The 13,674-nt window shown below is 37.4% G+C and carries 3 protein-coding genes; all 3 read left to right on the forward strand.

The window, feature by feature from the left end; genetic code table 11:
* Nucleotides 1-52: 52 nt before the first annotated feature.
* The 3 genes from ACLTU0_RS00005 to ACLTU0_RS00015 all read left to right on the forward strand — a co-directional run bounded on the left by ACLTU0_RS00005 (nucleotide 53) and on the right by ACLTU0_RS00015 (nucleotide 13,635).
* Entirely contained in the window at nucleotides 53-7,510 is a 7,458-nt protein-coding gene (locus ACLTU0_RS00005) for a cadherin-like beta sandwich domain-containing protein (protein WP_412320881.1), read from the forward strand.
* Between the two features lie 234 nt (nucleotides 7,511-7,744).
* The gene (locus ACLTU0_RS00010; protein ID WP_412320883.1) at nucleotides 7,745-11,608 is read left to right on the forward strand and encodes an InlB B-repeat-containing protein; all 3,864 of its coding nucleotides are present in this window, start codon (nucleotides 7,745-7,747) and stop codon (nucleotides 11,606-11,608) included.
* Complete coding sequence (locus ACLTU0_RS00015; protein WP_412320884.1) at nucleotides 11,608-13,635, forward strand: cadherin-like beta sandwich domain-containing protein; 2,028 nt, start codon at nucleotides 11,608-11,610, stop codon at nucleotides 13,633-13,635. The genes ACLTU0_RS00010 and ACLTU0_RS00015 overlap by 1 nt, the downstream gene beginning before the upstream one ends.
* Nucleotides 13,636-13,674: the final 39 nt, after the last annotated feature.

Here is a 13,674-nt window from a genome sequence, read left to right on the forward strand (position 1 = left end):
CTATTATACATTACGTATCAAGCATATTCCGGTTGACGTATATCTTGATGATTTGTATATCACAAAGAAGGACAATTCAAATAAGATACCGTTCTATAATTCATCATTTATAAAGACGGTTACAACTTATTCGATTAAGACTGAAAATGATTTACATGAGTATGATGTATATGCAAATGCACATGAAACACATCAGAAACTACTTGACTATGCGAAGACACAAGGCTGGAATCCTAATGATTATGAAACAAGAATCAAGATTACAGACGCAGGCAGTGAGCAAATCGACGATTTGAGTAAATATATTAAGCAGTATGTCAACAGTATGAAGACAGACGGAACAACTTCGGAATACTTCAGAATACCTATTTACTTGAGAGTTCCTCACTACACAAAAACTTATTATATAGAAGTTCATGACCCGAGCGATGAAAACCGACTTGCAGATTTACAAGTTATCGGTTATGACTTGGATCCTGACTTTGATAAGGATAATTATAAGATAAATAAGCCTACAACAGATGATGAAAAGAAACAGGGTATTTATACGGTAAATGTTGAATCAGAAAAGACAAATGCAGACATTTACGCTAAGGCATATCATAATCATGATGGTGCTAAGACGATGGTTACAATTCTTGATTCAAACAAAAAACCGATGAGTAATGCGTTTGTTACAATTACTCAAAACGTAAATCTTGAATATGGCGATAACGTATTCTATGTAAAAGTAACAAGTGAAACATCTAAGGAATTGGAATACGAACTTCATATTTATCGTAAGCCGATAGACGCAAGCGTTAAGTATGTCATGGTAAATGATATGCCTGCCGCATTGCAGCCGGACGGAACATATGTTGCATATGTTGAATCGGGTACAAATCCGATTGTTAAGGCTATGGCAAGCGATTCAAGAGCAACAACAACATTAAAGACAAATGGCGCAGCAGATGTTTCGTCTACCGGTTGGGTAACGATAACTATGCCGACTATATCGTCTGTAACTACAAATGTTGATATTAATGTTTCTTTGACAGCCGGTAATGATACAATCAGCAGAGATTATGTATTGAAGTTGATTAGTGTAACGGGTGATATTCTAAGCATCTACATGGATGTTGACAACGGCGACTTTGTAACAGATACAACTCGTCAATATGCAAATCCTATTGCAGCTGTTTGGAACAGTGAAAATAACCGCTTTGAAATAGGTATTCCGCATAATGCGACATATACACCGATGATGAGAGTAACAACTCTTGCCGAAGGTAAGACAGTTAAGATTGGTACTCTTGCTGAACAAAATCCTGATGCGGGAACAACAAAGCAGTTTACCAATAAGACATACTTGATGAATAATCCTCAAGATATAACCGTTACTGTAAAGGATGTTGCAACAGATATAACCAAGACATATATTGTACACGTAACAAGAATGTCAGGCGATGCAGACCTTATCGAACTTGAACCTGAAAGCGGCGTAGTGATGAAACCTACATTCGATAAGGATGTTCATAACTACGAAATCGATGTAGATACAGCTGTTACACAGGTGACATTTGATAAGATTACAGCAAGCAATAATGCTACAATCAAGCTTATGACATCTACAAGCAACGGTTCAAAGCCGGTTATCAACCACACAAGCGGAAATAGTTTTGTATTTGATAACTTGACAGTTGGTAACAACATATTGAAGATTGAAGTAACATCTGAAGACAGAATAACAACTAAGACATATACGGTTACAATAAATCGTAAGATTCCTGATACTGACGCTACTTTGGACGACATCAGAGTCGTTATCGGCGGTAAGTATTACAGCTTAGTTCCGATGTTCGACAGAGATATTACGGATTACTACTTTATTGTTGAAGGTGAAAATATTAATGATATTAATATTGAAGCAACACCGAGCAGTGCTGCAAGCGATGTGGCTTACAAGATTGACGGCGGTTCTACCACAAAGGGAACAAGCGTGACAATCAAAGACGGTTTGACTGAGAAATCAACAACCGAAGTTGCATTCAATGTATCGGCAAGCGGCGTAGTAATGAAAGAGTATAAGATTACACTTTATAAGAATACTAATGCTAATATCAATCCAAAGCAAAACTTCTTATCAAGTATATCTCTTGCAAATCATACATTGACAATGATGAACAGCTCATCAGATGTAGATTATAATTACTATTCAAATGTAACTAATACGGAAACAGAAGAAGCAATCACAGTAATTCCGAATACAAATGTTACGGGTACAGACGGTAATATGACTGCAACATTGTATGATGTAGCCAATAATACAACCGAAACTATGTTGTCCGGTCAGCCGACGCCGGTTAAGCTTGATGCGGGTAATAACTTGTTTATTGTCAAAGTAAGCGATGGCAACGGCAACAGTCGTTACTACTCAATTACAATAAACAGAGCAATAGATAAGAATACAAGCGCATTGCTTTCATCTCTGACAGCAAGTGGTCAAAGTATGACGCCGACATTTGATAAGAATGTAACATCATATAAGATTACTGTTGCAAATGACGTTGATTCAATTAAGATTAACGCTAAATCCGAAAATACAATGTCTGCTATTTGGGTAAGAAGCGAAGCCTTAGATATTGACGTTGATGCGGTTGGTACGATAAACACCGATATTAAGCTTGTAGAGGGTAGCAATAAGATTGTTATTACGGTAACTGCTCCTAACAATACTGCAAAAGCAGGTAATAGAACATGGAATAACACTAAGAAGGTTTATGTAATTAATATTTACAGAGGCAGTGAAAATGATAATGCTGACCTAATAGATATTAAGTACACAGCAGGCGGTATACTCACTCCTATATTTGACAGTGATGAAACAAATTATCATTTGACTTATACTTATGAGCATGAAAATGTTGATTTGATACCGGTTGCAAGAACTCCGGATGCTATAAAGGATATAACCGTTACATCAAGCGGAACTTCTAAGGTGATAAGCAGCGGAGATACATTCTCATTGTCACCGCTTGCTGTAGGCGAAACGGTAGTAACATTCATTGTAAGAACAGTAAACGGTACAGAAAAGACTTATACGGTTTCGGTATATCGTAATAAGTTTGAAACTCCGATACCTGAAATTACAGGTTTGGAACTAAAAGACCAACACTTTGATGACTATGCTATAACGCCTGCATTCGATAATGATGAACATTCATATTATGCAAGTGTTCCAAGTACATTTGAAAAGGCAGATATTAAGGTAACTGCTATATCAAATGACCCATCGGATGAAGATAATCTAACGATTAGAGTAAACGGCAGAGTAATATCAAGCGGTACATGGAATAATATCTTTGAACCTATTGAATACGGTGATAACATATTCACGATTGAACTATCGAATGCTCAGGAAAATAAAGAGTATTATACATTGGTAATCAATCGTCAACAACCTGACCTTGACCCTAAACTTATCGACTTGGCAGTTAAACAGAACTTTGCATTGTCACCGGCATTTGATCCGGATAAGACGGCATATGAAATTAATGTAGATGAATCAACATCATACATTAACCTTATCCCAACTGCCAATGATGCGAAGATTACTGTTAACAACCTTGAAGTTGTAAGCGGTATGGCATCAGAAAATATCGAACTTAAGAAGGGTAAGAATCAGATTAAGGTTGTTGTAACTGCAATAGATAATACAAAATCTCCTGCAGAGTTATCAATAACTAAGCGTGTATATCTTGTAAATGTATATCGTCCTGATTCGGATAACGATAATGCTCTAACAGAACTTGTTCTTAATAAGGGTACAGTCGTACCGGCATTTACAAGAGACGTAAAGAACTATTATGTAACAGTTCCTTATCAGGTAAATAAGGTAACTCTTGAAACAGCTGCATTAAATCCGGGCAGTGTGATTAAAGTAAACGGCACAGAATATACAGGCGCTATGGATATAGACTTGACAGACGGAGTATATAACTCAGTTGCAATCAAGGTATATGCATCAGCTGATGATTCATTGCCTGAAGTAACATACACATTGGATATATTCAGAAAGAATATGGCAGCCGATATTCCTGACCTAAGCAGCTTGACTGTAGACGGTAAGGACATAATTCCGGATTTCTCGGCAAGAGAGCTTAACTACTACACATATGTAGATGCATCAACAACCCGTGTAACAATAAATGCTAAGGCAGCAAGCAGTTCTGCAAACGTAAGCGGTATCGGAACATTTGCATTGAACGGTAATAAGACAGTAAGAATTATTACAGTCAGAAACGGTGCTACAATGCAGAAGTATTCTGTAACAATCTTGCGTGATACTGCAATCAACGGTATCAGCGGTACATTGAACGGAGATGCGATAACAAACAGCACTCTTGAAACAATAACAGTACCGGAAGGTACAACAACAATTCCGCTTAATATAACTTCAGCCGACAGCGATGCAATAATTACTGTAAACGGCAGAGAGATTGAAAGCGGAAAGGACATTGACTTTACAATGTCAACACAAAAGGAAAGATTCGACATTAATGTTGTAAGCACAATAAGCGGTATTAACAAGTCGTTCGTTGTATATGCTGAAAGCGATGCAGACAAGCCTTATGAACCGTTCATCAATCATATTATGATTGATCCGACAATCAACCAGACAGGCAAGGATGCAACATTCTTCACAGCGTTTGACGAAAAAGTATTTGTTTACAGTGCCGTTAATGACGGTGCTACACCGTACTTGTTTGCTAAGAGTGATGACCCGAATGTTTACATTGAAGTAATCAATGAAACAATGAGAGATTACTCATTGCAAGAAGGTATGGGTTCATACTTGGCACAGTCTATAGGCGAAAGCGGACAGGCAACATTCACATTCCGTGCAACTAAGTTTACTGAAAGCGGATACGAGCTTATTAATGAATATGTAGTAACTGTTTATAATACAGACGCACCTATCTTAACTGATTTGTGGACAGATAATGCTACTATGAAGACTAAGTTCTCACCGATAGTAAGAAATTATGATGTTGAAATAGGTAAGGATACCGAAGCATTTACCGTACATACAAAGAATACTTATGAAAATGCACAAGTAAGTATGAGTATCGACGGCGGAGCTTATGTAGACGGTGACGTAAGAACATTTGATAAACTTCCTCTTGATACTAAGAACTTTACCGTAACGGTTAAGATAACAGTTGACGAAAAAGACGGAATTTATGTTCTGAATGTAACTCGTCTTGATAAGTTAATTCCTGAGGCATTCCTTGAAAACATTGAACTTGAGGATGAAACAGCTGCAGGCGACGGATTATATGAAATGACTCCTGCATTTGAAGAAAAAGATGCTGAATATTCTGCCAAGGTTAATTACACAGACAATACAATTACATTGACTGTAACAGCTAAAGATCCGGCAAATGATAAACTTGCCGTTACTACAAGCGACGGTAAGGTTACAACGGTAACAAGCGGCACAGCCACTGAAATTACATTGCCGTCAAGCTTCCTTGACAGTGAACATTCAACAGAAACTGTAACGGTAACTGTTGAAAATAAGGACGGTAAGATTGGTAAGTACGAATTGAAGATTACTCGTGATGACAGAGCAAACGGAGATGCAAGACTTGCAAGTCTGACAACCGATAAGTTCGATTTGTCAAAGGTATTTAACCCTGAAATCTTTAGTTATGTTGTTAATATCTCACCTTATGATGAGGATATTACGGTAACAGCAGAAGCTAAAAACCCAACTGACAGTATAGTATTTACTCATAAGGGTAAAAATTCGGCAGAATCAATCGGCAGTGCAAGTGAGAAATTTGAGCTTGACGCGGGTGAAGCTGTAGATTATGTATTCGTAACAGTAGCTGAAACTCCATACACTTATGTAATTAAGATTGTAAGAGAGAACACAGCTTACCTAAGCAACATTATCGTAACAGATACAGTTGATGGAGACGGATACGAAGAACTAAATCCTAAGTTCGATGCAAGTGTAATAAGCTACGATGTTCTTGTAGATCCGCTTGCAACAGAAATCGAATTTACGATTAAGACTACAGAATATAATCCAATCCTAAATATGAGCATTGAAGGCACGCAGGTAGCAAGTAAGTCGGCATCAGAATTAACACATATGTTTGACCTTGCACTTAACCAAAAGTCGTTCACAATCGACTTTGAGATTGTAAGTCAGGTAAGCTCTACGGTAACTAACGGCGGTAAGTATCGTGTAACTGTTACAAGAGATACTGCCGAAACAGTTCCAGAACTTCAAACTTACATAACAGGCAGAGTTCATTCGGTTGCTCAAGGTGACGATACTGCAGAAATAAGAATGTATGACAGCAGCAATAATCTTGTTGCGGTAGATGCAGCAGGAAATACGGTTTACCAAGTTGGTCTGAACGGCAACTTTGAAATCTCGCTTCCTGATGCAGATACATATCATATTGTAATAAGCAGAACAGGTTATTTGGATTATGAAATCACCAACATTGTTTCAACCGAAACTTTTGTGAAAGCTAAATATGACTTTGGTATGATTAGAATTACACCGGGTAACGTTACAGATTATGATGTAAGTGACGGCGTCATAGATTATGTTGATATTAACTTAGTAAATGTATTCCTATATAACATTATTATGGATGACTATACAGGACAAATTATTAAGGATTCGATAACAACAACTGAAGACGAAACCAAGGATGAAACTAAGGATACTGATAAGAAAGACGATTCGAGTGATAATCCTGAACCTCCGGATAACGGAGCAACGGATAATCCGTCAACGCCGTCAACTCCTGACAGCGGAACAACGGATAATCCGTCAACACCGTCAACTCCTGACAGCGGAACAACAGATAATCCTGAAACTCCGAGTGAAACGCCGGATACACCATCAACTCCAAGTGATGGAACAAACAGTGGTGACAGTAAGGATGACAGTACAACGACTGATACACCTAATAAGGGTGAAACAGGCGATAATACATCATCAGATACTGAAACGGGAGATAAATCCGATAATACAGAAACACCGTCAGATGGTAATACATCAAGTGATAATACATCAAATGGTGATACATCATCAGACAGCAAGTCAGATAGCACAACAGACAGTGCGACATCAGACAGCAAGTCGGACAGCACAACAGACAGTGTGACATCAGACAGTAAGTCGGATAGCAAATCAGACAGTGATAAGAGTTCAGAATCATCATATTCTGTTTCAACAGCAGTAGCAGGTGTATCTGCTCATACAGAAATCCAATATGGTGATGGCACTAATACAGCCGGCGCTTATTACGAAGCAAATGGCAAGAAGATAATTTCTTGGATTAACTTTGAGGGCGGACGTGTTGAAAGAGCTGATTGTGATTTTGACGGTGACGGCTCAATCACAACAAAAGACCTTCTGTATGCAGGTATGTATTTTGGAAAGAAGACTCCTGTATTGGATAACCAAGGTCCCGACAAAGTCAAAATAAAAGCATATTAATTAGCTTTAAGGAATCGACAGATTTAATTCTGTCGATTCTTTTTTCGTTTTATACGTTTTATGTAATTTTATTAAACAGTAATAATTGTAACATTTACACAATATACGATAATGAACTGTAAAGAATAAACGGTGTTTTCTTGAATAGAAATGTTGACTTTTGGTATAAGTTGGTGTACAATTAAAGTATAAAATTACTCATAATAGGGATAATTGCAGTAGGGGGGGGAGAGCATGCATATTGGGAAAAAGAAAATCACAATAAGTGCATTTATTGTGGTTGTTTTTGTATCTGTTATTGTTTGGGCTGCAACATCTTACCCAAATGCAGCTATATCATTCAGTGGCATAAAAATGGTGGCTAACGGTTCAACAACTCAAGGCTTCGTTGATATATCTCTGAAAAATATTGATTCAACTGCAATATCTTATTGTATTGAATATGATAAAAATTACATAGAGCTTTCGGATGTGGCGACGAATACGCCGATTAAAAACCCTACAACTTCTTCGGGAAGTGTCGGATATTCATATGATATTGCTCATGATTATTTTGAACAAAATACTGATGATTTCCCAATCGGAAGCTTTGGTGACTTTAAGTTACCGTCTATGATTGGTGTAAGTATGCCGATTATAGGTATTGCAGATGCCGACAACGGCAGAGCAATAATGAACTTCTTACCGCAAGAAGGTACAACTTCTAAATACATAACTGCGGTAAAAGGTCGTGACGAACATCTTATTCTTGCAAACGGTAAAAATTTAAAACTCGGACGATTGAGCTTTTATATAAAAGACCCTGCAAAGTTTGCAAAGCTTTCAAAAAGCGAACTTAAGGATGTTATTAAAATTGTACCGTTTTCGACAATGATTACAGTGCAGGACGATACTATTACAGATGATGACGGTGTTCATATAGGTTATATCGACAGCAGTGACGGAGATGTCAAATGGTACTCAAGAGCTGATAAAAATGTTGAGTGTAATTTTGAGATTGAAGCGGCACTTTCAAATGTTAAGGCATTGAATGAGGAGCTGACAGTTACTTCTTATGACATCTATAAGAATGGTACAATAGATGATTTACTTGATTTCATAAATGATAAAATGTCGATTATATCACTCCAATATGCAGACGGTTCCGAAAGACCGGCAGTGTTTAAGTGGGATAAGACGACAAGCAATCTAAGCTCGATTTCGTGGAATCCAAAAGAAGGTGACTATACGGTTGTTCAAAAATACAATGATGATTTTGATATAACCGTTACAATACATGTGACGCCGATTAATTTGATTGGTTTCACGGCAGAAAATGAGAATTTGACGTATTGGACCGGCGCGGCGGATTATCCTGCAACAATAGACGATTTGAAACTTGCACCAAAAGCAAAACCGATACTTGATAAATATATTCCAAACGGCGGAGTGCCGGAGTTTAATATCGGATGGTACCAGCTTAGCACTGAAACATCGCAGCTGCTTGATATACCTGACGATATCAAAAACAAAGTGGTAGGCAAATATACAATTTTGGGACACATTGCGGATATAAACAAAATATCGATTAATTATCCGTGGCTTACAGTAAAGGACAGCTCTGATGTCAACTTTATAAGAAATGTTGTCGATAACGAGAGTGAGCTTCCAAAAGAGTTGGAGGTTGTAAGTGCTGTCACGGCTGATGACGGTACTTTGACAATAACAGTTAAAAATAAAGATGGGAACACAATTCCTACAGGTACAACATTTGATGTGAAAATGCCGGGCGGAGAACTTATTGATTCTTCAATGACGGGTTATAATGCTGTTGTAAATGATGACGGAACGGCAACAATTACTGTAAAGGCTGATATTGCAATAGACTCTGAAAAGAAACTTGCACAGATTATAAACCTTGGAAGTAAAGCCGGTAAGTTTGAAATATCATCAACGGAACCGGGAAAAAATCCGGGACCATATACTGAATTCAGTACAAATCCGAGAAAAAATATTTATTTAGACAGCTATACTTTTGATTATTCGGATTTGCAATCGGCAATGTTTCCTATCAAAGCGGGTGTGAGTTTGCCGACAACTGTAACGCTTCCTGTACTTTCTGATTTTGTTGGAACAACATATGATGGATACGACGGTACGGAAATAGGTAAGCTTTCGACCTTTACAGTTGATTCGTGGGATGTTATTGACGGAGACCCTACATTGGTTGGCAGTGTTGTAACTGTAAGGGGTGCGCTTTCAACAACGTCATATACAAACTACGGAAATGTTGTAAATGAGAATAATAACACAGTTGAGATTAAGTATTTGGTTGTCAACGGTGATGATAGAGATGAAATTGATGTAATACCCGATTTTACATATGACAAAAAACAAGTTGGGTATGATTATAACGATTTGCAAACAAATTCATTTACTGTTAAAAATATAGGCTCAACCGATATATACGGCTTGACAGCTGCTATTTCTTTGAGTAAAGATGGGAATAAAGAAGCATTTACCATCAGCAAAAAGTTGCCTCAGATTTTACAAAAAGGTGAAAGTGTAGACTTTGATATAACAACTAATATAGGTCTTGATGTAGGAACTTATGAATGTACAGTTTCTGTTATATCAAATGATGGAGTTCTTCGAACGTTTAAAATCTCTTTTGAAGTTACGGAAGCTCCTACATATAAAATAGAGCTTGTTTCTGATAATGTAAATTATGGTAAAGCAGAAACGGACTCGGGATTATATACTGCAAGTGAAGGTGAAGCTGTTTCAATAACAGCAACTCCCGAAGAAGATTGCGTTTTCACCGGATGGACCTGTGAAACCGGTAATGTGACATTCGCAGACAGCACATTGGCTAATACGACATTTGAAATGCCGGCAGAAAATGTTAAAATAACGGCTCACTTTAAAGAGTCGCTTGGAGCGAAACTCAGAGCGACAGAACTTATGGTTAAAGATACAAATGACAATGATCAGGATTTGCATGATCAGAATTGGAAAATTGTAAAGTTTGACCCTGTAAAACGTGAGTATTATGTTGCAGTGCCAAATAGTGTTGACAAAGTAAAGCTTTGGTTCAAACTTAGAGATGAAGCAAAAAATGCGACGCTGTCTCTTTCGCGTGAACATAATTCTGTAACTGATACATTGACCACGCCAACGGAGGACGCAACGGATAATTATTATAAGTCGGAGGATATAGAACTTGACGTCAGCCCTGTTGATAACCTGCTTACATTGACGATGACATATGATGATCCTAATGACGATCCTGATGAAGGCGAAGTTACAAGGTCGTATAAGATTCACGTTTACAGAAAAATAGAAGAGTCCAAATTGATGAAATTTAATTATGGTAACTCGCCGTATGGCTTGATTATGCGTGATACGGCAATAACGGATAAGGCGACGGCTAAAAATGAATTTGACAAAAATGATTATACATTTACTGCAGGATATACGCCGGCAGGTGCAACGGTGGGTGTAAATTATTGCGGTGAAGCTTGGACGTCGGGTGTGAATTATGATTTGGATGATACAGCATTGTTTGTTTTGAATTCGGGAACTTTTACAGACCCGGGATATGAAAGCGTTATTAATTCGATTGGCGGAGCGGTAACCGATGTCACCAAAAAGATAACGGTTAATGTTTTAACGGAAACAAATGCGGCATATCAAGATGGCGGTTCTACGGATTATTCATCTGTCAATGCACAGACAATTAATCTGCCGTCGAGCGGTACAATATCCGAATTAAATGCGGAACGAATCCGACCTGATAAATATGAACTTGTTTATTCATTCGCAGATTTTGACGGTTCAATCGTTTCAATAAAAAGACCGTTAATCTTGCTTAATACTCTTGGAGATGTCAATAATGATAAACAAGCAGATACAAAAGATGTTTCAAGAATAAGAAACAGATTCAGCGCAGATTTAGCTAACAACACAAATGTTACAGGTTATGATGTTGGCGGATTGCTCAATAGATATCGTATCTGCGATGTAAATAAAGATAGAGCGGTGAATTTGATAGATGCAAATAATATACGTGCTAAAAAAATGATTCAGTTCTATACTAATGATGGAGGTGGTGCGTAATGAATAAGATTCTCAAAAGCTTAGTGTCAGGATTTACGTCACTATCTATGTGTGCTGTATGTATGATTAGTATTCCTGCTACTGCGGATGAATACGAAAATATAGAAACACAGGCAACAAACAGAACTTTATCTGTAGATTTTATGGGCAGAGGTTCTACACCAAATGATGCAAGTCCCGGTAAAGCAGGATTTACTAAAGATGATGTAAACTTAACCAATCCTCTTGAATTTTGGGTAGGTATCGGCGTTGAAAATGTAAACGATTTACCGTTGTTTACTGACGGTGTTTATTCATTAGATGTAGCGTTTGAATATGATCCGAATTACGTAAAGCCGTATTGGGATAAAACAACTGCATCTTCAACTGCAGAACAAAGCTGGAATGATGAGCTGGTAAAGGGAAACCTGAGCTCAACAGGTGACAGCAGTGCTTGGTGGAATGATACACAATATGAGATTACATCTGTTCGTGAATGCGATATAGATACTGCGTTAAATGATAGAGAAAATAGCACAGAAGCTGCTCAACGTGCTTTAGACGGCTGGAAAATGTGCTATGTAGGTGTGGTATTTAAAGGGGACTCGCTGTTAAGATTTAAAGACTTGGCAAGTAATTCAAAGCAGTATTTGCTGAAATTGCCTTTCGTTCTTTTGAGTGCTCCCGATGAAACTGCGGCAGACCAGAATCCTACTGTATTGAGTATGGTTCGAGGTGGAGATACGTTTGCTATCGGTTCCGGTAGTGACGGTACAAATCCTTATGCATCATGGTTTGCTACGACACATCCGGCTCCGGATGATACTAACCTTAAAAATTTATTTGATTTCAGCGGCGATATAAGTCTGTTTGGAACAAATGATGCAATAGATAATATAGTTGCGGTAAAACCGGGAGAAACTCCGTCAGATCCGGGAGCGACTCCGTCACCGGATACAACTTATTATTTATCATCGGACAAGACTTTACAAGAAGATAAGTTTAAAGCGGAAACTAAAACGTATTATGTAAGTGTTCCTAATGAAACGGAACAAATCAGAATGGACGTAAGTTCATCCGAAAAGCCGACTGTAACTGTTAATTCGGCAAGCGTCAATGTGACAGCATCAGACGCTAAAAAGTATTCGTCAGATTTATTTGATCTTGCTGAATTGGACAAGACTGTGAACGACGGATATAATAATACTGTTACAATTACAGCCGGAGGTACAACATATACGGTTTATATAAGAAGACTGCTAAAACCAAAGATTACATTAAATTACGGTAATTCACCTTATGGTGAAATTATGAAGGCTTCTAATATTGCGGATGCAGATAAACAAGCTGCAAAGGATGCGTTTAATGTGAAGAATAAATATGATGCAAGTTATTTGCCAAGTGATGTTGCTTCAAAGCAAAGAATAATATATACATTGAATGCTTGGGGAAAATCAACAGATCCAGAAGTAAATATGGATAGAAATGACTATGCACTTTTCGTATATGAACAGACTGATTTTAGTGATCCGGGATATACCGCAACAGATTCTTTGGGAGAACCTTATGATGTAACACAGGTACAGAGAGAAATTGAAGTATGTCGTTTGTCTGGTGGTAACATTTCGGAAAATGTATCTGCTAAAAATTATGAAGTATATACGATTGTTAATGAGCCGAGTAATTATTTGTTTACTCAGATAACAAGCAAATCAAAGAAATTTCTTCGACCTGACATATACGATTTAAAATATAGTTTTTATGACAGTGTAGCCAATGAAACTGTGGAATGTGTCCGTAAGATAATCGTTATACCGAAAATGTCGGACACTAATATGGATGGTGCTGTAAATACAAATGATATAGCATATGTTAAAATTGCTTCACAGGGAGGAACAATTGTTGCAACAAATGTTCCGGAAAGAATAAAAAATTTATTCTTGAACAGAGTCTTTGACGGTAACTATGATACAGCAATTAATACAAACGATATAGCATATGTAAAATTAGCATCACAAGGTAAGGTATTAGAACCTTTTTATAGATAAAAAGGTTTAATATATAAATAATAAAAGGAGGAAAATTAT

It is taken from the genome of Hominilimicola sp., assembly GCF_046972485.1.
In the GTDB taxonomy this organism is placed as follows: Bacteria; Bacillota; Clostridia; order UBA1381; family UBA1381; genus Hominilimicola; species Hominilimicola fabiformis.